The sequence below is a fragment of the Thiomicrorhabdus sediminis genome (assembly GCF_005885815.1).
Lineage (GTDB): Bacteria > Pseudomonadota > Gammaproteobacteria > Thiomicrospirales > Thiomicrospiraceae > Thiomicrorhabdus > Thiomicrorhabdus sediminis.
Window position 1 is genome coordinate 2219237 of sequence record NZ_CP040602.1, and the last position, 23694, is coordinate 2242930.

Sequence of the window (23694 nt, forward strand, 5' to 3'; positions counted from 1 at the left end):
AAAATCTGAAAAACAAAAAAGCGCCATTTAGGCGCTTTTTTTATGGATTAAGCAAGAGTGATTACATATCCGCTCGCGGATTAAACGCCATCTGTTCCGCCATTTTTTCGTAAAGTTCACGGTCGGCTTCACTGCTGACTGGCGGGGTATGAATTTGCACAATCACATACTGGTTGCCCGGATCGACACCCAGGCCGCGGCCTTTTATACGCAATTTAGCACCGGATTGTGTGCCTTCGGCAATCGCCATTTTGATTTTACCTTTCAAGGTCGGGATCTCGACCTTGGCACCCAAAGCGGCTTCCCAAGGCGTAACCGGCAAATCCAGATAGACATCCTTGCCTTCGACACGATAATGCGGATGTTTTTCCAGATTGACCTGAATAATCACATCACCATTCGGTCCGCCATTAAATCCGCTGAAACCTTTGCCCTTAACACGGATTTTCTGATCCTGAGTCACTCCGGCCGGGATACGAATCTTGAGCGGTTTGGTATCATAGGAATAACTCGCCGAATTCGGATTACCGGTTTGGATGTTAATGGTACGTTCAGTGCCTTCGACCGCTTCGCTCAAAGACACCATGACATTGACGGTCTGGTCTTCGCCTTTTTGCGGGCGTGCTTGTCTCTGGCCGCCGAAACCGCCACCGGCACCACCAAAACCGCCGCCGAACATATCACCGAAGATATCGCCGAAATCACCACCCTGAAAACCGCCAAAACCTCCGCCACCACCAAAACCGCCATGCTGCTGGTAATCGGAACCGAACTGGTCATACATCGAGCGTTTTTCCGCATCACTCAAGGTCTCATAGGCTTCACTAATCTCCTTGAACCTGGCTTCATCTCCTGTCGGTTTGTCTGGGTGATACTTGGCCGCCATCTTACGATAGGCTTTTTTAATTTCGGCATCACTCGCGGTACGAGAAACACCCAAAGTTGCATAATAATCTTTACTCATAAAGCATCTGATCTCATAAATTTTCTGACTGCCTTTAAGATATGGGCTAAAGTAGTTTTTTCAAGTTAGATGATGCAAATAATCCAGCACCCATCAGCAGTCTTTTTGCGGCACAGAATACAAAAAAGCCTGTAATAAATACAGGCTTTTAAGTAATTAACAACAAAAACTTTGCTTAGAAATCCATTTTCATTGTCAATTTGAAGTTGCGCCCACTATTTAGGGTATAACCTTTGTAGGTATTTAAGAAATCAATGTAAGCCGTGTCAAACAAGTTTTCGACCGCTGCCGACACCTTTAAGTTTTGCTTGTCCAGCTTAACTTGCGCCTGATAGCTTAAACCATAAACCGCATAAGCCCGAGTACTTGAAGTGCCAACTTTGACAGATGAATCAAACTGAGAGAAAGGCTCATAGGCTCCAGCCGCATTCTTTGCATCCACCAACTTAACATTCAAACTCCATTTCTGTTGTTCTAGATTTTGCCAATGCTTTGGTTGGTAATGAATGGCTACACGTGCATTATTCGCTGGAATCAAAGGCAGAATTCGATTCTGCTTAGTATCTTCCCCACGAATAATTTCTATACCTAAATCAGCGGACCAAGTTGAATCAAACTGATGGTTCAAACTAAACTCGGCACCAAAAATACGGGCATCAGTTTGCTGCGCCTGCATTTCTGGCAAAGTACCTGAAGGCTGAGTTCCTTCAGCAAAACGCGTTGCCAAATCATCTTCATCTAAGGCACCGTTCGATTCAATTTCCGCTTCGCTGTAACGATAGAATCCAGTATTTGCCAAGTAAATATAGTTCTTGATACTGTTGTTGTATAGAGTCGCTACCATCTGCGTTTTATCCGACTGGAAACGAAGCGATAGGTCAGCGTTCAAAGATGTTTCAGCATCCAGATCAGGGTTTCCAAGTTGAAAAGCCTGTACGCCACCATGCTCACCACCTGCATAGAGTTCAAAGATACTCGGTGCTCTGAAGCCTTGACCTAGATTGGCGGCTACACTCCAGTTACCGTCTAAACGATAGTTTGCGCCGAATGAACCTGTCAAAACCCCGAAGTCACGTTCATTATTTGTTTCATCGAAAAAACCTAAATGCTCGAAATGCTCATTCTGAGCATTGATAGGAGCCTCAACTGAGTGAGTATCATAGCGAGCACCAAATTGAACTAACCAGTTATCCATTTCGGTTTCTTCAAACAAGTAAATCGCCTTTTTATCAACATTTGCTGTTGGCGTTAAATGCCCTGAACGTAAAATTTGATCTTTATCGGTTAATTCAACCCCTAACTCACCTTCAAAGCCGCCAATTTTAGGGTGCTCAAAAGCCAACTTATAGTCGTTTCGCCTAACCAATACATCTAAATAATGATCTTCACCCTTTTCTTGAGCCATCGTTTCAAACGGCAGATCATGGGTCGCTTCACGCTGATTCCGAATATGGCTCCAGCTCGGCTTTATCACCCAATCACTATCGGTAAAAAATTCTGCCTTGAATTGCATCTCATCATTCTGCAATTTTTGACCGGCAGCAACCGCTTCATATTCGGATGCAGTATTATCGGCCTCAATACCTAAATAATTCTGTAGTGAGTGCCAGTGATTAAATCTCAACTCAACCAAACCCCAGTCTTGCTGGTAACCCATTCCCAGTGTCGCAGCACGGTTTTTAAAATTGGTATTAAGCACTTCACCTACAAATAATGGATCATAGCTTTTGACACTGCTTGGCGTTGCGCCTTGTGAAGAGCTGACCGTAGGTACATGAAAATTATCCGCCTCTCGAATAGATGCTCCTGCATGAACCGCAAATCTGTCCGACCCCATACCGATCTTGGTTCCAATCATTTTTTCCTGATTGTTTGTATTGTATTCAGCAGCCACTTCTCCTTCAGAGTGCTGCCCATAAGGCAAACTTGACTGCATCACATTGACAACCCCCGCCAAAGCCTCGGAACCAAATAACACGCTTTGAGGACCACGAATCACTTCAATACGCTCAGCAAGGTACGGATCCATATTTGGATTATGGCGATTACCATAAGCCTGATAGTCGGTCGTCTGACCATTGGATAATACCTTGACGCGATTTCCTGTCATCCCTCGAATAACCGGTTTACCTGACTGACTCCCACTTGATAAGTTATTCACACCCGTAATAGGCTCTAGCATGTCAGCCAAAGAACCACTTTCTTTCGCTGACTTATCATTGTCGGTTAAAACATTAATTTGTGAAGGCACATCAAAAGTACCATGTTGGTTAATCGGTGATGCGGTTAAGGTCACCGGAGCCAGTTCTGAGGCCTGTTCTGCAGAAGCATGCTGAGCCAAACCATAGGCGGCAAGCAACACCGCTAAGTTTAATTTCGTTAATTTCATTGTCTTTTTCCTAAAATAAATCAACACAACCCCCTAGCGCGTAAACACTATGGGTCAAAAAAATTGTCAGTGGATTTAGTTAGAAAGCTGGCGGAGCTCTGCCAAAGAAGTGGTCGACATGACTTTTATGAAAAAGAGGTACAAGCTGTTCTAAATAGGCATCGGATGCTGTCTGCGACAGATCCGCAAAACTTGCATGAGTTGTCGGGCTGAAGGGTTGCGCCAGATTCTCAAAAATGTCACAACTGGCTTCATGCTCATGGAAATGATGAATTTCGGCATGAACAATCCCCTCTGTTTGTGCGAACAGGAACATCGCCAGAAAAATGAACGCGAATCTACTTACAAGTATGCGCCAATTAACACAATGATTTAAAAAGTTATTTTTCATAAAACCGACAATTGAGTTCCCAACCCGCTCATTATAAATAAAAACCGGTATTTATTGATTAAAAATAACTTCAGGAACACTGCCAAAATAGAAATCATAAAAAATCAGTATAAATTGGATAGAATGGATAGTAATTCAATCATTCAGTTTAAAGGTAGGGTTTCATGGCTGTTTCTGAATATGCGGGTCAAAAAGCACCACTTTCGTTACTTGAAAACATTCCCTTTCTGGTGAGTAATTACTACCACCTCAAACCCGATATCAACGATCCCGCACAACAAGTCAGTTTCGGCACATCGGGTCATCGCGGTTGCGCCAATAAACACACCTTTAACGACACCCATATCGCCGCCATCTGCCAGGCAATTGTCGAGTATCGCCATCTTAACAATATTATCGGCCCGCTGTTTATGGGTATGGATACCCACGCCCTGTCAGAGGCCGCGCACAGTACCGCAATCGAAGTGTTTGCCGCCAATAAGGTTAAGCTCGTTATTCAAGGCAATGGCCGCTATACGCCGACACCGGTGATCTCCAATGCCATTCTCAGTTATAACGCAGGACGTCAGGCCGGTCTGGCCGATGGCGTCATCATCACCCCATCACATAACCCTCCTGAAGATGGTGGTTTTAAATACAATCCGCCTAATGGCGGACCTGCCGATACCGATATCACCAATTGGATTCAAGCTCGCGCCAATACGATTATCAAAGATGGTTCGACAGCGGTTCAGCGCATCGATTTAGATGATGCTTTGGCATCGGAATTTGTCAATGCGCAGGACTTGATCAGCCCTTATGTCGATAATCTCGACAAGGTCATCAATATGCAGGCGATTAAAGATGCCAATCTCAAACTCGCGGTTGACCCGATGGGTGGCGCGGCTATTGATTTCTGGCAACCGATTGCCGACAAATACGGTTTGAATATCGATATCGTCAACCCGCGTGTTGATGCCACCTTTTCATTTATGAGTGTCGACAAAGACGGCAAAATCCGTATGGATTGTTCCTCTCCTTATGCGATGGCAGGATTGATTAAACTTAAAGACAAATACGATTTGGCTTTCGGTAACGATCCCGATGTCGACCGCCACGGCATTGTCACCCGATCGATGGGTTTGATGAATCCAAACCATTATCTGGCGGTGGCGATTGACTATCTGTTTACCCATAGAGAAAACTGGCCGACTCAGGCCGCTGTGGGGAAAACATTGGTTTCCAGCTCGATGATCGACCGTGTCGCCAAAGCCAATGGCCTTAACCTGTGTGAAGTACCGGTTGGTTTTAAATGGTTTGTCGATGGCCTACAGACCGGCGAATTCGGTTTTGGCGGCGAAGAATCTGCCGGCGCCTCTTTCTTGCGTTTGGATGGCAATCCTTGGAGTACCGATAAAGACGGGATTATTCTCAACCTGCTCGCCGCGGAAATCCTTGCTGTCACCGGTAAGGATCCGGGCGAACATTATCATGCCTTGACGCAAAAATATGGCTCACCGGTGTATACACGTATTGACGCGCCGGCAAACCGTGAACAAAAAGCGATTTTAAGTAACCTCAATGCCGACATGGTCAAAGCCGACACCTTAGCCGGAGAAGCGATTATCGACAAACTCACCCATGCGCCGGGCAATCATGCTGCCATCGGCGGGCTCAAAATCACCACCGAAAACGGCTGGTTCGCGGCTCGCCCATCCGGCACCGAGGACATCTATAAAATCTATGCCGAAAGCTTCTTGGGGGAAGAACATTTGACAAAAATCCTAGAAGAAGCACAGCAGATTGTCAGTGAAGCTTTGAACGGCTGATTTAATTCTCGTTACCAACAGGTAAATGCCGCCAATTCCCAGCGGCATTTTTTATGTCTGCCGCAGACCCCACTTTCAAAAAACCATCATCCAGTTGTCACAGCTGCGTCATATTCTCTATTGATAATCGATACTGAGTTATTAGCGTTATCATCATAGGTATAAGCAGCCATGTTAAATAAGACATTAGACATTGAATCGATTTTGGCGGCAAAGTTTCCCAAACTGAGTCAAAAGAAAAGCGGACAATTGACCATTAAGGTCATTAAGGCATTAAGCCATGAAGAAGAAATCAATGCCTTTATCGAACAGAACCGGCACCTACGCGGTTTTGCCTTTTTGGATGCGGTATTGCGCTATTTCAATTTCAGTTATAAAACCAGTGCCCAAGCGATTGAGCGCATTCCGTCACAAGGTCGAGTGGTGATTATCGCCAATCATCCTATCGGCTCTTTGGACGGTTTGGCGCTATTGAAAATGGTGCGCAGCGTTCGTGCCGATGTGCGCATCGTCGCCAATGACCTGCTTAACACCATTCAACCCTTACAATCCTTGTTTTTGGGTGTTGATAGCTTCAATAAGAACCGTTCACACAAAACCCTGTTCAAGAATATGCGTGAAGCACTGCAAAACGACGAAGCTTTGATTATCTTTCCAGCCGGTGAAGTCTCACGTATTGCCGCCAATGGCGTACGCGACGCTAAATGGCAAAACGGTTTTATTAAACTGGCGCAAAAGACCCGGTCACCGATTCTGCCAATCTATATTGATGCGCAGAATTCATCGCTGTTTTATGCCTTATCCGCACTCTATAAACCCTTAGGCACGATGATGCTGGTCAAAGAGATGTTCAATAAAAGCCATCAGCAAATCGAGTTCTATATAGGCAAACCGGTTCCCTACAAAGAATACTCTCAGTTTGACGACCTCAAAGCACTCAATAAACGCTTTAAAAAGCATTTATACCGTTTGCCGAAGGAGTCGAAATCGGCGAAAAAAGGCAAGCAAGAGCTGTTTCAATGTGAACAGACCATCGCTCACCCGGTTAACAGCAAAGCCCTGAAAAAGGAGCTGAAAAAATCTCAACTACTTGGCACAACCCAAGATCATAAAGCGATCTACCTTTTCGACAATCACGATGATTCGGTGGTGATGCAGGAAATCGGCCGCTTGCGCGAATTGACCTTTCGAACGGTTGAAGAAGGCACAGGTGAAGCCAGCGATGTCGATGCCTATGATAGCCGTTACCGCCACTTGGTATTGTGGGATGAAGAAGAGCTGGAAATCGTCGGCGCCTACCGTTTGGGGATCTGCGCCGACCTGACCGATAACGGTAACAATTTTGATGCGCTTTATACCAGCACCCTGTTTCACCTAAAAGAGGAAATGGCCGGTTATCTGCCTTATGCCATCGAGCTGGGGCGCAGCTTTGTCCAGCCTAAATACTGGGGCAAACGCAGCCTTGATTACCTTTGGTACGGCATTGGCGCCTATGTGGCACAAAACCCGCATATTCGCTATCTGTTCGGGCCGGTTTCATTGAGTGACGCCTATCCGCAAAACGCCAAAGAATTGATTATTGAGTTTTACCAGCGCCAATTCGGTTCCAAGCAGGATTTGGCAAAAGCATTACGTCCGGTGAAAATCAGTCAAACGAACCAAATGATTGGTGAAACGCTCTTTAGCGCTGACTACAGGCACAGCTATAAAAAACTCAATAGTTTACTTGAGTTAGACGGCGTTAAGGTGCCGCCACTATTTAAACAATATGCGGAAGTGTGTGACGACAAGGGCTGCCGTTTTATCGATTTCAGTATCGATCCTGATTTCGGCAACTGTATCGATGCTTTGATACTGGTCGATTTACAAAAACTGACCACCAAAAAACGCGCTCGTTATATCGACATCAATATCGAAAAAATCGCCACCAGCGCGGCTTAGCGATTAGCGATTAGCGACCAGTCTCAATTCCGGCCATGTCAGGCTTTGCCTTTCTTGCTATTGATCAAGCAATCAAGACAGAGGCGCTGGCGCGCATCGAAAATCTGACGCCCGGCCAGCTCGACGGCAATCAGGGTTCCCAAACCGGTTGAGGTGGCGATCAACAGCATAATCATAATTTGATATTTGACCGCTTCAATCGGATCGATTCCGGCAAGGATCTGTCCAGTCATCATCCCCGGCAAGGAGATGATTCCGGCGGCCACCAGCATATTGATCACCGGAATCATCGCTGCATGCAAACTCTGCTGTTTGACGAAATGCAGCGACTGTTTCGCCGTTCGACCTAGTGCAAGCTGTGCTTCAATCGCCTCTTTAAGCTGTTTGCTATTACGTGTCAAGGTATCCAGTCCCAGACCGATCGCGGTCATGCTATTACCTAACAACATGCCCAGCAATGGAATGAAATACTGCGCCTGATACCAAGGATCGGGTTGGATCACCAGAGTCAAGACACCTACCAGTAAGGTCAGACTGGTCATCGATAAAGCCATCAAACCGATCAGTAAGCTTCGCGATTTCTTAAAACGGTACTGTTGGCGTTTACTGACTTCATAGCCTGCGGCAATAAGCATAATCAAACCGACCAGCAAGACCCAGACAATCTGCTCGGAATAAAATACCCAACTTAACCAGACTCCCATAAACAAAAGCTGGGCAATCATGCGCAAAGTCGACCACCAAAGCTGCTTGACTTCGGAAAAGCCGTTCATCCACAGCAAGACACCGAGCATGAACACCAAAAACGATAGGCTGGCTAAATCAATATAACTGATGGATATCATGGTCTAGCCTCTGTTAAACATAATCGGCAAGTGAAATGATCGCATCGTCATCGGCCAAACGCCGACACTGCTGCTGGTCATGCGACACCCACAAGATGGCTCTGTCTTCCGAATCATCGGCTTGAATATAATCGATCAACAAAGCCTCGATTTGCGCGGTGGTGGTCGCATCCAAATTAGCGGTGATTTCATCGAGTAACAATACCTGCGGTTGGTATTGCAGGCCGCGCAATAACGCCAAGCGTTGCTTTTCACCGCTGGAACACTGTTCCGGATGGGCATCGAGCAGTTTTATCGATAACCCCACCGACTTTAATTCTTCCGCACTGGGTCTTTGTTGAAAATGCTCGGCAATACTATCGGCCCACCAGGCACTATGGGCGGCAAAATACATCACCTTTTGGCGCCACTGCGGAGCACCGGTTTGTTGCTGTTTCAGCTTGCTCGGTTTTAATAGGCTGATATCGGCCTGATGCACAATCAAATCCGACAACGCTTTGAGAATCAGAGACTTGCCGGATCCAGATGGGCCAACCAACATACTGATCTTGCCGACCGGCAAGCTGAAATCGAGCGGTCGTTGCATTTGACCCATCTGTAGATTTGCCACCGATAACAACGTTGTACGCAATGAATCCGCCAATGCCAATCTCCCAACTAATTTGTTTATGGTCTCGACTTATAAAGCCTGTAAATTGGCGTAAGCCAATACCAGCCACTTACTGCCGGCATGTTTAAAATTAACCTGAATGCGCGCATGGTCGCCACTGCCTTCGGTGGCCAGCACCGTGCCTTCACCAAATTTTTGATGAAATACCGGCTGCCCGGTATTAAAACCGGTTTCATTCAAATTCGCCGCCCCCCAGTCATCGGTCTGCGCATAACTATCGGCAAAACCGCTTGAAAAACCACTGGTGACGGAACCGGCCAGACGCACATGCTCAAGACAATCTTGCGGAATCTCTTTGATAAAGCGCGATGGCGCCGGAAAGAACTCTTTACCATGCAAACGGCGTCGACTCGCATAGGTGATCATCAAACGCTGTTCGGCACGGGTAATGCCGACATAGGCAAGGCGACGCTCTTCTTCGAGACGCAAAGCATCTTCATAAGACTGCTGGGACGGAAACAAGCCTTCTTCGACACCGATCATAAAGACCAATGGAAACTCCAGACCTTTAGCGGCGTGCATGGTCATCAATTGTACCGATGATTCCCATTCATCCGCTTGCTGTTCACCCGCTTCTAATGCCGCCTGGGCTAGAAATTCACTGAGTGGATTGTCATACTGCGGCTGTAATAACGTTTGCAAATTGGCATCATCGGTGTCGTCACTCAAAGACTCGGCAAAGGCTTGCGCCTCGGATTGCATATCCGGCGTCTGCTGCTGTTGCATCGATTTAAACTGGCTCGCGGCATTAATCAATTCATCAATGTTTTCCAGACGGCCTTGGCCTTGTTCCGATTTATCTTTTTCAAAGTGTGCCTGTAAGCCGGATTGCGAAACCACCTTGATGACCTGATCCTGCAAATCCATCTCTTCCGTCTGCTCGGCCATCGCATCAATCAAATCCAAAAACTGCTGCACCGCGGTTTTGGCTCTTGCGCTCAGTCTGTTATCGACCATCAATTGAGCCGCTTGCCAGAGTGAAATCTGCTGCTCTTTGGCGACCTGACGAATACTGTCGGCGGTTTTTTGGCCGATGCCTCGCGGCGGGTGGTTATAGGCCCGTTCAAAGGCGGCATCGTCATCACGGTTCAATAATAATCTCAAATAACCTAAAACATCCTTGATTTCGGCACGGTCATAGAAACGCAACCCGCCATAAACACGATACGGAATCTGTGCTTGCATCAATGCTTGTTCCAGAATTCGCGACTGCGCATTGGAGCGATAGAGAATCGCTATCTCATTCCGCGCGCCGCCGTTTTCACACCAATGCTCAATCTGGTTACAGACATAACGCGCTTCGTCCATTTCATTGAAAGCTTCATAGACCTTGATTGGCTCTCCAGCATCACCGGCACTCCAAAGTTCCTTGCCCATTCGTGAACTGTTATTGGCGATCAAGCCGTTTGCCGCTTTCAAAATCGTTTCGGTGGAACGATAGTTCTGCTCCAGACGTACCATTTTGACATTGGCGAAATCTTCACCGAACTGGCGGATATTCTCCACCTTGGCGCCACGCCAGCCGTAAATCGACTGATCGTCATCACCGACCACAAACAGCTTGCCGCTGCCACCGGCCAACACGCGCAACCAGGCATATTGCAGGCTATTGGTATCTTGAAACTCATCGACCAGAATATGTTTGAAACGCGCCTGATAATGCGCCAACACTATCGGATTTTTTAACCACAATTCATGAGCACGCAATAACAGCTCGGCAAAATCGACCAGACCGGAGCGCTGACACTGTTCTTCATAGGCCTTATAGACTTCGACCATTTTGGCGACAAACGGGTTGTGACCGATATCGATATGATGCGGACGGCGGCCTTCTTCTTTTTCACCATTAATAAAAGCTTGGATCTGTTTATGCGGCCACTGCGCCTCATCCATCTCCATCGCTTTTAAAAGACGCTTGATCACGCGCTTTTGATCATCCGAATCGAGAATTTGGAAATCCTGCGGCAGATTGACCTCTTTATAATGCTGACGCAGCACTCGGTAAGCGATACCGTGAAAAGTTCCCATGGTCAAACCATTTGCCTGAGCGCCGATAAGCTGCTCGATACGACCACGCATCTCATTGGCGGCCTTATTGGTAAAGGTTACCGCCAAAACATTATAAGGCGAATAACCCATTACCTGAGTCAACCAGGCAATGCGATGCACCAGCACACGGGTTTTACCACTGCCGGCGCCGGCAAGAATCAAGGCATGCGTATCCTCGGCGGTCACCGCATCGCGCTGTGCATCGTTAAGGTCGTTAATAATGTGTGAAATATCCATAATGAAAACTGTTTTTTTACTTCTGTCAGGCACTAAATTTATTAGCCATATCCTACGCTAAATCGTGGCAAAATTGGCGTAAATCTAGCTTTCAGAGCAGCCAATTTTGTCGTTTGAAAACCGTTAAAGTTGGTCGCTTAGAAAAAGATTGCTTTTTTACGACATTTAACGCATTATTTATTCAAAAATAGGCTTGATATTTAAATTGCGATAATGTAATAATTAGCCTATCAATGAGTTACAAAGACATTTTGATTCTAAAACGCAGGTCAAACGCCTGTCGTCACATCAAATAAAAAAATCCATATACCTCACTTGTCCATTTTCTCAGTAAAGTATTTAGACAATACTGGTATATGTGTATATATAATAAAAACAGTTAGGAGAAATCATGATTTCAACAAGTGATTCAAATTTTGAAGCTGAAGTTTTACAGTCGGACATTCCTGTGCTAGTGGATTTTTGGGCAGAATGGTGTGGACCTTGTAAAATGATTGCGCCAATTTTGGAAGACATCACCAGTGAATATGAAGGTCGTGTAAAAGTCGCAAAATTAAATATCGACGAAAACCCTTCTACACCTCCTAAGTATGGTGTTCGTGGTATCCCGACATTAATGTTGTTCAAAAACGGTGAAGTTGATGCCACTCAAGTTGGTGCGCTATCTAAGTCTCAGTTAACCGCATTCTTAGACGATAACCTATAATTTTTTGGGGCGCAGCCAAAAGCAGGCGCCCCGCAAAACACCCCGTCTTGAAACAATCATTCAGTTTTTAACAAAACCCAGTCTAACCATTGAATTTATTTTCTTTAATTCAAGCCTACATTTTAGTAAGTAACCTTTATGCATCTACTCGATTTAAAAAAACAATCTGCAGCCAAGCTTCTTGATTTAGCTTCCAGTATGGGGCTAGACAACCTTGCACGTCTGCGTAAACAAGACATTATCTTCGCTATTTTAAAAGCGCACTCTAAACAGGGTGAAGACATTTATGGCGAAGGTGTATTGGAAATCCTGCCTGACGGCTTCGGTTTCTTGCGTTCTTCCGACGGCTCCTATCTTGCCGGACCGGATGATCTTTATGTTTCACCTAGCCAGATCCGTCGTTTCGGTTTGCGCACCGGTGATACCATTCAAGGTAAAATCCGTCCGCCAAAAGAAGGCGAACGTTATTTCGCGTTATTGAAAGTTGAGAAGATCAACTTTGAAGACCCTGAAGTGGCGCGTAAAAAGATTGCTTTTGAGAACTTGACGCCTCTACATGCGCAAGATCGTTTGAAAATGGAACTGGGTAACGGCAGCACCGAAGATATTACTGCACGTATTATCGACATCGCCTCGCCATTCGGTAAAGGTCAACGTGGTTTGATCGTGGCGCCGCCAAAATCCGGTAAAACCGTGATTTTGCAGCAGATGGCACAGTCAATTGCGGAAAACTATCCGGAAGCGCACTTAATCGTATTGCTAATCGATGAGCGTCCGGAAGAAGTGACCGAAATGGAACGTACCGTTAAGGGTGAAGTGATTTCATCGACCTTCGACGAGCCGGCGGCACGTCACGTTCAGGTTGCTGAAATGGTGATCGAAAAAGCCAAACGCCTGACCGAGCACAAGAAAGATGTCATTATCCTGTTAGACTCGATTACCCGTCTGGCACGTGCTTACAATACGGTAACGCCTGCATCCGGTAAGATTCTATCAGGAGGTGTTGATGCCAACGCGCTGCACCGTCCTAAGCGTTTCTTCGGTGCTGCACGTAATATCGAAGAAGGTGGTTCCTTGACCATTATTGCGACCGCTCTGGTTGAAACCGGTTCCAAAATGGATGAGGTTATCTTCGAAGAATTCAAAGGTACCGGTAATATGGAACTGCACTTGTCGCGTAATATTGCCGAGAAGCGCACCTTCCCAGCGATTAACCTGACCAAGTCCGGTACTCGTAAGGAAGAGCTGTTAATGCCGCCTGATGAATTACAGAACGTTTGGATTTTACGTCGTTTCCTAGGCGCGATGAACGAAATCGAAGCGATTGAAACCCTGATTGACCAGATGAAAGTATCGAAAACCAATGATGCTTTGTTTGAAGCAATGAAACGCTAAATAAACCGTTTCGGTTTTTATTTAAAATAACAACGCATTAGCGAGACTCGTTAATTTGCAAAAAAGGCAAAAAGCTACTTGCAATTTGACGAGTTATTCATATAATGCACCTCTTTTAGAAAATTAATTTATTAATTGGACCGTCATCATGAAAGCAGATATTCATCCAGAGTACAAAGAAGTAGTTTTCCAGGATATTTCAACTGGTGAAACATTCCTAACTCGCTCTACAATTGAAAAGACTTCTGGCGACACAATCACTCTAGACGGTAAAGACTACCCACTAGTTCGTGTTGAAGTTTCTAGCGCTTCTCACCCATTCTTCACAGGTAAGCAAACTCTTGTGGATACAGAAGGGCGCGTTGAGAAATTCAAGCAGAAGTACGCTCGTCGTTAATCAGACCCCTGATTACTCAAAAAAAGCGCTACAGGTTCGGCCTCTAGCGCTTTTTTTATATCTAAAATCTTCACAATTTGGCTTGGCAATTGCTTAACTTAAACGTTAGTTAAGCATCCAGATTAATCAATCCGTGCCAAACAACCATAAACCCATTACAATCGAGACTATGAAACGACACGCTGTTAAGTTATTTATTTTACTGACGTTAGTCCTTAGCCAGCATGCAAAAGCGGCAACGGAGGATAGCTGTCGTGCCGACAAAATAGATCTGTGGGCCAAAGCCGAGTACGCCTTAAGCGGCGATACCATCGTCATCCAAAACAAACGTGTCCGTTTAATCGGTTTATATGCACCGCAAAAAGAGCGCAAACAGAAATTCCATACCCCGGGCGAACCGTTGGCGGATCAGGCACAACTGCATTTGAACAAGCTACTGGCGAATAATGATTTGCAGGTCGGCATACAATACGACACTACCAAGGTCGATAATCGTTACCGCCAACTGGTACATCTGTTTTTCAAAGACGGCACCAGTGTGCAGCAAAAAATGCTCGAAAGTGGCTTTGCCATCAACCGCACCCAATATAACAACCTAAAATATGCCGACTGTTATTACCAAGCCGAGAAAACCGCACGCCAAGGCGAATATCAATTATGGGATCTATTGGCGAAAAACCCCGAACGCCATTTTCCTCTTGCCGAAAGTGCTGATTTAACGAAGGATGACGAAGGTTATCGTATTATCCGCGGCAAAATCGTCAAGGTCGATAAAAGTGCCACCAACTATATCCTCAATATGGATACCACTGGCATCCGTGTGGCGAAAAAGCATTGGCAAAATTTCGACTACAAGCAACTGCAATCCCTACTTGGCCAAACCATTGAAGTCAGAGGTTATACCTATCTCTATAAAGGCTCGATGTATATGATGATCGAGCACCCTTATGCAATCGATGTCCTAAGCCCGATTGGCCAGTTTAAGCGCTGATTCTGCAAAATCTTTTTAACAACATTCATCTAGCTTGGCACTCGCTATGGCGTAAACTTGCTTTAGCCCTACTTTCCGCTAAAATAAGCGTCTGTTTTCCAGCGTTATCAAGGGCATCTTGCCCCTACAAAATAAACAAAAAGGGCCGAACCATGGCAGAACTACAAAACGATCGCTTTTTACGCGCTTTATTAAAACAACCTGTTGACCGCACACCGGTTTGGATGATGCGTCAAGCAGGGCGTTATCTGCCAGAATACCGTGCAACTCGCAAACAGGCCGGCTCTTTTATGGATCTATGCCGCAATAAGGAGCTGGCTTGCGAAGTGACCCTGCAGCCATTGGAGCGCTACCCACTGGATGCTGCGATTCTGTTCTCTGATATTTTGACTATTCCTGATGCGATGGGATTAGGTCTTCGTTTTGCCACAGGCGAAGGACCAATCTTCGATAACCCGGTTCGCAGCTTGGCCGATGCCAAAAAACTCTATGTACCGGATATGGCGTCAGATTTGGGTTATGTAATGGATGCCGTAAGCACTATCCGTACAAACCTGAACGGTCGCGTGCCGCTAATCGGTTTCTCGGGCAGCCCGTGGACTTTGGCGACCTATATGGTTGAAGGCGGATCAAGTAAGACCTATTCGATCATCAAAGCGATGATGTACGATGAGCCTGCCACCCTTCACCACATCCTTGATGTATTGGCCGATTCGGTCATCGCCTACCTGAACGCGCAAATCCAAGCCGGTGCGCAAGCGGTGCAGATTTTCGACACCTGGGGCGGCGTCTTGACACCTCGTGACTATAAAGAGTTCTCGCTGAACTATATGCACAAGATTGTCGATGGTCTGATTCGTGAATATGACGGTCGTAAGGTACCGGTAATATTGTTCACCAAAGGTGGAGGTCAATGGCTTGAAGCCATGGCCGAAACCGGCTGTGATGCTTTAGGTTTGGACTGGACCACAGACATTGATGTTGCCCGCGCTCGTGTTGGCGATAAGGTCGCATTGCAAGGTAATATGGATCCTAGCATTTTGTATGCATCGCCGGAACGCATCCGTCAAGAGGTGGCGACCATTCTGGAGAAATTCGGCAAGGGTTCAGGCCACGTATTCAACTTAGGTCACGGTATCCACCCGGAGGTCAATCCGGAACATGCCGGAGCCTTTATCCGTGCGGTCACCGAACTGAGTGGTAAATATCACCAGTAGTGGGATAATCGAGACAAATAAAAAAAGCCCGCTTTATGCGGGCTTTTTTGTTCAAACGATGACTTAACCTAATTTGATACTTTCGGCAAAATGCATTGATTGCACATACATTTCGGAAAGCATATTTGGCGTCAGGCCTTGCGGTAAATCAAAACCGGTTTGCCCCTGCTCCATTGCACGCACCGTTTTCAATGCCAAACCGAGTTCACCCTGTTCCGCCAACAAAGCCTTGCAAATCGATTCATCTAAATGCAATTTCTCAAGCAATGTCTTCATCTCTGTATCCATAACCGCATCCAGGCAGGAAAACAGTCCAACGGTGAAAAAACTCTCTTTGGCATGACGGGAAACTTTCTCGCCGTACAACTCACAGAACTTAGCATGCAATAAGGAGGTTTTCAACAACTCAAGCGGCTTGTCATCGACTCCGGCCAGAACCAACATACTCGCCCAGCTTTTCAAACGGTTGAGGCCAAAACGCAGAACCGCATCATGAATCGAATGGATATGCACATTCTCACTGCCAGTATCGGCAACAAACTTTAACAACTTCTGGCTTAATGCCACATCTCTACCGACAATATCGGAAAGTTTATGCATATCCACTTCAGGATCATAAACGTTCGATAGTAGCTCCAACACGGTTAACTTAGCAGTAGGTAAACGACGTCCGGCAATAATTTGCGGCTTAGCGAAGAAATAGCCTTGGAAATAATCGAAACCGAGTTTAGCGCAATATTCGAATTGCTCGCGGGTTTCGACTTTTTCGGCCAATAATTTAATGCCCTGAGCACGCAGACGCTTGCTGTGTTCAATTAGCTGCTTTGGACCAACCTCATGGATTTCCACCTTGATGATATCGGCAAAACGCTCTAACGGCAGCAGTTCCGGGTTGAAGACATAGTCGTCAAGCGCAATCAAAAAACCTTTTTGCTTAAGCTTTTCCAGCGATTCAATCAACACCGGAGTCACCTTAACGTCTTCAAGTACCTCAATGACCACCTTGTCTTTGGGAAAGAACGACTGGTTTTCACGCAGCAATAAACCTTCGGTAAAGTTAATAAAACCGCGGTGTCTGCCAACCAGATCCTTAATGCCAAACTCACCAAAAGCGTTCATCATCACTTCCGCTGAAGCGGTGTCGCCACCTAGGATCTGCGCACTATTGTTATGCGCATCGCCACGGAACAGCAACTCATAGCCGATGACATTCATTTTTCTGTTGAAAATAGGCTGACGGCCAAGATAGATATCAATGTATTGATTCATTTAAAACCTGGTTAGACAGTCACTTAGACTTTTTTGAATTCATCAGGCATATCGATATCCTGATCATCAAACAGGAATTTCTGCATCTCTTCCATTAAAAAGCTGCGTGCTTTCGGGTCTAGACTGGATAAACGATATTCGTTAATCAAAATCGTCTGCTGGGCTAACCACTGTTTCCACGCCTCTTTAGAGATCGAATCAAATACCTTTTGACCTAATTCACCTGGAAATGGCGGAAAATCCAGACCTTCCAGTTTTTCGCCCATTTTTACGCAATCAACTAATCTACTCATTCTATTACTCCATAAGCCCGGGGCTTTTCATCACTATAGTGCCTGTAAGGCACACCAATCATCCAAAACCTTACTGATTGGTGCCGGTAACGCATAGTCACCGGATGCCACCTGATGCGCGCTTAACCAGCGCTTATCTTTTGTTTCATCAGGTTTTTCCGTGCCAAAAGCATGCAAGGGTTCAGCCACTTTTTGCAATTCAGAGTCATATTGCTCTGTTGTCAGTGCCAAGTTTAGATACATTGGCCGTATCTGCAAATGATAGTGCGAAAAGCTATGTTTTAAGTTAGGCCATTCTACCAAACTCTCAAAGCCTAGTCCTCGGCTTTGTAAGAATTCCTGCAGTGCAAATTCACTTTCAAATTCCGGCAAACTCCAGAGACCGCCCCATATGCCATTTTGCGGCCTTTTTTCCAACAATAACTGCTGCTGCTCATTAACAAAAACCAACATGCAGGCCTGTTTGCTCGGCTTGCTTTTTTGTGGCTTTCTGTAAGGGTAATCGGAGACTTTATCAAGTTCATAAGCCTTGCAATGCTTGGCTACCGGACAAGCCTGACAATCGGGTTTGCTACGTTTACACAGTGTCGCCCCCAAATCCATAATCGCCTGGGTATAATCATCGAAACGCCGCTCCGGCGTCAACTTGTCGGCCAGCTGCCACATCGCCTGCTCGATTCGGCGCTCTCCAGGCCAACCGTCAATAGCAAAAAATCGCGACAATACACGCTTCACATTACCATCCAAAATGGCAAAACGCTGCCCGAGCGCAATCGATAAAATCGCCCCCGCGGTGGAACGTCCAATCCCCGGCAAGGCCACAATCTGTTCAAATTCCGTAGGGAATTCGCCTTGATATTGCTCGACAATCCATTGCGCGCTCTTATGCAAATTACGGCCCCGCGCGTAATAGCCAAGCCCGGCCCAATGTGCGAGAACTTCTTCCTGATCGGCCTGTGCCAAGTCCGCAATGGTCGGGAAACGCTGCATAAACTTCTGGTAATACGGAATCACCGTGACGACCTGAGTCTGTTGTAGCATGATTTCGGAAACCCAAACACGGTAAGGATTGATTGCCTTCTGCCAAGGTAAATCATGGCGACCGAATTGATCAAACCAGGCCAATAAGTTAGCCGAAAACTCATTCGCTTGAAATTCATCAACCGATTCAAAGGGTAATGCAACATGTGCAGGCGAATTTTGCTTTGCCATAATCAAAAATCTTGCTGGGAAAAGATTGCAACCAAAAAACAGTGGGCGAACACCCAGCCGTATTGATTTTTTTAAATTAGGCTATACTATACGCATTCAAAATTAACTCAAGTGATTCATAGATTTATTTCTGTCTTGCATAGAGCACAACAGATCTTATGAGTCGACAACCAGACAGTAAGCATAACTATGACCGATACCCATTCTGAACAGCCTGAAAACCAGAGCAATGGCGAAAAAATCCAACACCGTATTAAAAGTTTTGTACTGCGTCAGGGACGCCTTTCCGCCGCGCAGAAAAAAGCATTAGATACTCAATGGCCTAAATTCGGTTTAGAAGTCGGCGAACAAAAACTCGATTTGACCGAAGTGTTCGGTCGTCAGGCACCGACCATTGTCGAGATCGGTTTTGGCATGGGAACCAGTTTGGCGGCGATGGCTGAAGCCAATCCTGAACAGAACTATATCGGTATTGAGGTACATCGTCCGGGTGTAGGCGCTTTGCTAAAACTGGTCGAGGAAAAAGGTCTGACCAATATTCGCGTCTTTAACCATGATGCGATTGAAGTGTTGGAAAAATCGATTCCACAGGACGCCTTGGCCGGTGTTTATCTGTTTTTCCCTGATCCATGGCATAAAAAACGCCATCACAAACGACGAATAGTGCAGCCGCTGTTCGCGCAGACCATTGCCAAACACCTGCAGCTTGGTGGCCAGTTTCATATGGCAACCGACTGGGAAGATTATGCTCATCATATGATGGAGGTGATGAGTGCGGCTGAAAATTATCGCAATATCAGCGGCAAAGGTGAATTTACGCCGCGTCCTGATTATCGCCCGCTAACCAAATTCGAACAGCGAGGACACCGCTTGGGTCATGGTGTTTGGGATTTGATTTTCGAACGAGTATAAACCCCGTTTAACACATCCTCAAGACTGACCGGACTGCGCCAGATTGATAGACCATTTTGGCGCTGCCACCGGCCCGGCAAACAAGAGTTTGATTTGCGACCCTTGCAGTAAAGCGGTTAGCAGATTGCTGGCCTGCAGCGTCAATAACAACTGCCCTTCAATCTGCTCTTCAAACAGATTCCAACTGAAATAACCGTTACCCTGAAAACGTTCGCTTTGCGCACTAAAACGTTTCGGCGCATAGATGCCCTGCTGCCAACTTCCCTGAATATCAATCCGACTGAATTCTGTATATGCCTGTTTGGCCAAATTGGCAGTATGCAAAACGATTTCACCACCGAGCAAACCGTTCACATCCATGCCATAGACTTTGGCCTGAGTTAAGCGGTTATTCCAAAGACCATTCAGATTTTGCTGCCATTGCGCCGGTTTAATACCTTGGGTGCGCCAGTAAAAACGGCTATCGAGCACACCGTCCAAGGATTTATTGCTCGGCAAAAAAGCGCCTAGCGATAACTTTTCTGCACCACCCTGCCAACTAAGTTGTTGTGTTTTACCATTAAAGGCAAACTGCGATGTCAACTTACCTTGCGCAAATTCAATATCTAATGGTGCAATTTCAAGCCGCTTGTCTTTAACATGAATCTCGGCATTGATTTGCTTGATGCCGACATTCGCGACGCGAACATCAGCCAGTTGCAACTTTCCCAGCAGCTTATCCCCTCTATCGGGCTTGTCCAACTGCTGCTTCAGCGCTTGGGAAATCAGCGCCAATAAGGCCTGATCGATATGATTGAACTGTGCTCCCTGCTCAGTTTTTGCCGGATGCTGCGCCAAAGCATTGCTATCCAGAGCGCTAATCTGTAAATCAAATGTGCTTTGGCCAGTCGCTTGTAAAGCCCAGCTGATCTTGCCGCTGAGTTTGGCATCTGCCTTATCTTGTTGCTTTAATTGCAGATCGATTTTATCCAATTTCAACCATTGACCGTCCCAAGACCAGGAAAATTTGCCAGCGGTATTTTTTAAAGCCTGCGGTGCAACCCCTTCCGGCATAGGCAGACCTAAACTGTCCAACCAGCGAGGAATATCGATTGATTCGGCGCTGAATTCACCCTTATAGGAAGGGTTGGCGCCATATTCGCCCTGAAAACTGGTTTCGACTTCGGCATTGAGCCCCTTGAGCTGTGCTTTATGGACATAAAGCTGCTGGTGCCTAAAATCGACCATCAGGTTTTTACCGCTGGTCGCCAAACGGATATCCGGACGATTATCTTCTCTTGGCAGCTGCAAACGGAACACCCCGTTCCAATCACTTAGATACAGTTGGCTATAATCATCGGATAATGCCAGCTTGGCATTGACCTCGAATTCAAAAGTACGCGGTGACTCACTGTGTTCGTAAATAAAATGGCTGTTAATGCGAAACGGCTCATGCGGCAAGACATCAAACGCCAATAAATCGACCTGCTTCAGGCTGATTTCAAAATCATCGACCTGATTGATAAAACGAACCTGCGCATCCTGAACACTAAAATTTTCCAGTACCCATTTTTCATTGCTCGCGCTCACCGGTGCCGTTGCCTTCTGCGCTGGTGCATTGGCCACCTCAACCAGCATATTTGCTTGCTGGCCTGTGATCATCGCCGGTTGCAGCCGGGCAAGACCAACACGCTTATCCAAGCTGGCGAATAACGGCATATCCTGCCAGTTATTATCGTTTTCTCTTTTGATAAAGGTGATTGACGGCTCTATCAACTCAAGGCTTTTAATATTTAAGTTCTGCTCTAAAAACAGATCCGGTAAAGACAGCTCTAACTGTGCTTCTTTGATGGTTAACAGGTTGGGTTGTTCGAAACCCTGAGGGTTTTTTAACGTCATTTGCCCAATGGAAAGCATAAAGGGCAGCACCGATACCTCAATATCTCCGTCGATAACGAATTCTCGCTGAGTAAGCTCAGCGATCTCTTTTTCAATCTGCGGTTTATATTGATTAAAGTCCATCAGCTTAACCGCTCCGGCAAAGGCTAGGAACAACAATATCGGAATGGTAATCAACAAGGTCAACAGGCGGCGGGTCCATTTAAAGCGGCGCTTAGGACAAGCCACCGTTTGGCATTGCGCCTGACTCGCATCGACTTGAGATGCGTTTTTGTTCTCTGTTCGGGTTTCACTGTGTTTTGTAGCCATACAAGCAATCCGTTCCTGCTCATGTTAATTCTGCTGATTGTCTTATAATCATAAAGGATTTCATGATAAGACAAACTCTATTGTCAGATTATCGGTGATTTAGCGCCTTGAATCAGCGCAGGAAGCTTGAGATAGTCTGGCAGACTAGTGAAAGCGGCGTCAACTCAAGAAGCCGGTAAAAAGGCTTCAACTACATTATTAAGGTAGTTGCGGCCACGCTCCGTCAGCTTCAACCAGTGATTATCAATTGCAATCAACTGCTGCGCTTGTAAGCTTGTCAAAGTCGTTTCAATCAAACTTAGACTGAGTCCGGTACGCTGTTCAAATAAGGCCAAATCAAAACCGTCCTGCAGTCTTAATGCATTGAGCATAAATTCGAAACTGACGTCAGCGCCCTGCAGCCAAGTGGTTCGTCCAGGCTCGGCTGTCTGCATCTCGGCAATGTAACCACCCGGTGATGCCGGCATCTGCGTACGGAAAATGCGACCTTCAGGTGCCATGGTGATCTTGCCGTGAGCGCCAGCGCCAAGACCGATATAGTCACCGAATTGCCAGTAGTTGAGATTATGGCGCGACTCTTTATTAGCCTGTGCATAAGCCGAGACTTCATAATGATGATAACCGGATTTGGCCAATAGCTCCTGACAAGCCAACTGCATATCCCAAGCCAAATCATCATCAGGCAGTTGCGGCGGGTGACGATAGAACGGCGTATTCGGTTCCAGCGTCAATTGATAATGCGACAAATGCGGCGGGGCGAACTCCAACGCTTGCTCCACATCCTCGAGCGCCTGTTGCAGACTCTGCTGCGGCAAAGCAAACATCAGGTCGAGGTTGAAATTGCCAAAGCCGGCATTTTTTGCGGCGGCAATCGCTCTTTTGGCTTCTTCGCTGCTGTGAATGCGACCCAGCGCCTTTAATTTATCATTGGCAAAACTCTGGATTCCCATCGACAAACGGTTGATACCGGCATCGAAAAACCCGGCGAATTTTTCATAATCCACCGTGCCCGGGTTGGCCTCCAAGGTGATCTCAATATCCGGTGAAAAACCCAACAGGGCTCGCGCTTGTGACATAAAACGCTGTAAGCCGGCTTGTGAAATCAAACTCGGAGTACCACCACCGAAAAAAATCGATTTGATCGGACGCCCCCAAATCTGCGGCAGCATCAATTCCAACTGCTTCAACATCGCATCGATATAGGCCGCTTCGTCAATCTCAGCCTTAAGGGTATGTGAATTAAAATCACAATATGGGCATTTTTGAATACACCAAGGGTAATGCACATAAAGGCTGAGAGGTAAGGGTTGATTAAATTTCACAATATATAACCATCTGTTTTGTATTGATTTAATTTTTTAGGGTAAGTATTATGACTAAGAAGCTCTATGACAGAGAGGAGGAATCCTGTGAAAGCTTTTCGTTTGGTCCTACTTAATCTTGTTGGCTTCGGCCTGCTGTTTAACCCTGCAGTCAGCTATGCGCAAAACGACTCCAAAGCCGTTAATGCCAGAGCAATTCTGCTTAACCCGGTCATCGGCAAGATTCACCCAGACCAACCTAAAACGGTTAATTTCCGGGTATTAACCGGGCCGGCAAAAAACTGTATTCTATCGGCAAAAGCCCATTTGGATCCGCATCGTCTGCGCCATATCTACCAACTCAGCAACAATATTTGCCAAATCGATGGACAAAACATCTTGCTCGGTGGTGTCGTCAGAGGTCAGCATAATATTGTCGGCACCATGGCAAACAGCGGTATGGGACGCCGTTATTTAATCTCCAATAAGGGCGTTGAAGTCACTCTTTCGGTAAAGTAAG

General features: G+C 46.2%; 20 protein-coding genes. 9 read left to right on the forward strand and 11 right to left on the reverse strand.

The genetic code is table 11. The annotated features are described in order from the left end of the window. Positions 1–61: 61 nt before the first annotated feature. From FE785_RS10085 to FE785_RS10095, 3 genes are all read right to left on the reverse strand, one after another. Positions 62–964, reverse strand: coding sequence for a DnaJ C-terminal domain-containing protein (locus FE785_RS10085; protein WP_138565622.1), 903 nt, complete (start codon positions 962–964; stop codon positions 62–64). 175 nt (positions 965–1139) lie between these two features. Then, positions 1140–3353 (reverse strand): TonB-dependent receptor, encoded by a 2214-nt coding sequence (locus FE785_RS10090; RefSeq protein ID WP_138565623.1) that lies wholly within the window; start codon positions 3351–3353, stop codon positions 1140–1142. 79 nt (positions 3354–3432) lie between these two features. Then, positions 3433–3744: a hypothetical protein gene (locus FE785_RS10095; protein WP_138565624.1), complete on the reverse strand. Its 312-nt coding sequence runs from the start codon at positions 3742–3744 to the stop codon at positions 3433–3435. A 164-nt stretch (positions 3745–3908) separates the two neighbouring features. Between FE785_RS10095 and pgm the strand changes: the two genes are divergently transcribed. Further along, entirely contained in the window at positions 3909–5552 is a 1644-nt protein-coding gene (gene pgm, locus FE785_RS10100) for a phosphoglucomutase (alpha-D-glucose-1,6-bisphosphate-dependent) (protein ID WP_138565625.1), read from the forward strand. Positions 5553–5723: 171 nt separating this feature from the next. Next, positions 5724–7493 (forward strand): bifunctional ornithine lipid synthase OlsF, encoded by a 1770-nt coding sequence (gene olsF / locus FE785_RS10105; protein ID WP_138565626.1) that lies wholly within the window; start codon positions 5724–5726, stop codon positions 7491–7493. Positions 7494–7531: 38 nt separating this feature from the next. Here the strand turns inward: olsF and FE785_RS10110 are convergent, their stop codons facing one another. The 3 genes from FE785_RS10110 to uvrD are packed head-to-tail and all read right to left on the reverse strand — an operon-like array spanning position 7532 to position 11294. Continuing rightward, positions 7532–8338 carry an ABC transporter permease gene (locus FE785_RS10110; protein ID WP_138565627.1) on the reverse strand — a complete coding sequence of 269 codons (807 nt, stop codon included), beginning with the start codon at positions 8336–8338 and terminating at the stop codon, positions 7532–7534. 13 nt (positions 8339–8351) lie between these two features. Continuing rightward, positions 8352–8981 (reverse strand): ABC transporter ATP-binding protein, encoded by a 630-nt coding sequence (locus FE785_RS10115; protein WP_138565628.1) that lies wholly within the window; start codon positions 8979–8981, stop codon positions 8352–8354. 36 nt (positions 8982–9017) lie between these two features. Beyond that, positions 9018–11294 (reverse strand): DNA helicase II, encoded by a 2277-nt coding sequence (uvrD, locus tag FE785_RS10120; RefSeq protein ID WP_138565629.1) that lies wholly within the window; start codon positions 11292–11294, stop codon positions 9018–9020. 391 nt (positions 11295–11685) lie between these two features. On the opposite strand from uvrD, the gene trxA reads away from it, so the two are divergent. The 5 genes from trxA to hemE all read left to right on the forward strand — a co-directional run bounded on the left by trxA (position 11686) and on the right by hemE (position 16000). Next, entirely contained in the window at positions 11686–12000 is a 315-nt protein-coding gene (gene trxA / locus FE785_RS10125) for a thioredoxin TrxA (RefSeq protein WP_138565630.1), read from the forward strand. Between the two features lie 138 nt (positions 12001–12138). Next, on the forward strand, positions 12139–13395 hold the full coding sequence (gene rho, locus FE785_RS10130) for a transcription termination factor Rho (protein ID WP_138565631.1): 1257 nt from the start codon (positions 12139–12141) through the stop codon (positions 13393–13395). A 148-nt stretch (positions 13396–13543) separates the two neighbouring features. After that, positions 13544–13792 (forward strand): type B 50S ribosomal protein L31, encoded by a 249-nt coding sequence (locus FE785_RS10135; protein WP_138565632.1) that lies wholly within the window; start codon positions 13544–13546, stop codon positions 13790–13792. 169 nt (positions 13793–13961) lie between these two features. Continuing rightward, entirely contained in the window at positions 13962–14783 is an 822-nt protein-coding gene (locus FE785_RS10140; RefSeq protein WP_138565633.1) for a thermonuclease family protein, read from the forward strand. A gap of 152 nt (positions 14784–14935) precedes the next feature. After that, positions 14936–16000, forward strand: coding sequence for a uroporphyrinogen decarboxylase (hemE, locus tag FE785_RS10145; protein WP_138565634.1), 1065 nt, complete (start codon positions 14936–14938; stop codon positions 15998–16000). A 63-nt stretch (positions 16001–16063) separates the two neighbouring features. Here hemE and FE785_RS10150 read toward each other — a convergent pair whose 3' ends face one another. From FE785_RS10150 to mutY, 3 genes are read right to left on the reverse strand one after another with little or no spacing between them, the layout of a single operon-like run. After that, entirely contained in the window at positions 16064–17269 is a 1206-nt protein-coding gene (locus tag FE785_RS10150) for an EAL and HDOD domain-containing protein (protein WP_138565635.1), read from the reverse strand. 23 nt (positions 17270–17292) lie between these two features. Then, on the reverse strand, positions 17293–17562 hold the full coding sequence (locus tag FE785_RS10155; protein WP_138565636.1) for an oxidative damage protection protein: 270 nt from the start codon (positions 17560–17562) through the stop codon (positions 17293–17295). Between the two features lie 33 nt (positions 17563–17595). Then, positions 17596–18774, reverse strand: coding sequence for an A/G-specific adenine glycosylase (gene mutY / locus FE785_RS10160; protein ID WP_138565637.1), 1179 nt, complete (start codon positions 18772–18774; stop codon positions 17596–17598). A 189-nt stretch (positions 18775–18963) separates the two neighbouring features. On the opposite strand from mutY, the gene trmB reads away from it, so the two are divergent. Further along, positions 18964–19686, forward strand: coding sequence for a tRNA (guanosine(46)-N7)-methyltransferase TrmB (gene trmB / locus FE785_RS10165; protein WP_138565638.1), 723 nt, complete (start codon positions 18964–18966; stop codon positions 19684–19686). Between the two features lie 18 nt (positions 19687–19704). Here trmB and FE785_RS10170 read toward each other — a convergent pair whose 3' ends face one another. After that, positions 19705–21873: an AsmA family protein gene (locus tag FE785_RS10170; protein WP_138565639.1), complete on the reverse strand. Its 2169-nt coding sequence runs from the start codon at positions 21871–21873 to the stop codon at positions 19705–19707. Positions 21874–22037: 164 nt separating this feature from the next. After that, positions 22038–23195: a radical SAM family heme chaperone HemW gene (gene hemW / locus FE785_RS10175; RefSeq protein WP_202978304.1), complete on the reverse strand. Its 1158-nt coding sequence runs from the start codon at positions 23193–23195 to the stop codon at positions 22038–22040. Positions 23196–23282: 87 nt separating this feature from the next. Between hemW and FE785_RS10180 the strand changes: the two genes are divergently transcribed. Further along, complete coding sequence (locus FE785_RS10180) at positions 23283–23693, forward strand: hypothetical protein (RefSeq protein WP_138565641.1); 411 nt, start codon at positions 23283–23285, stop codon at positions 23691–23693. Position 23694: the final 1 nt, after the last annotated feature.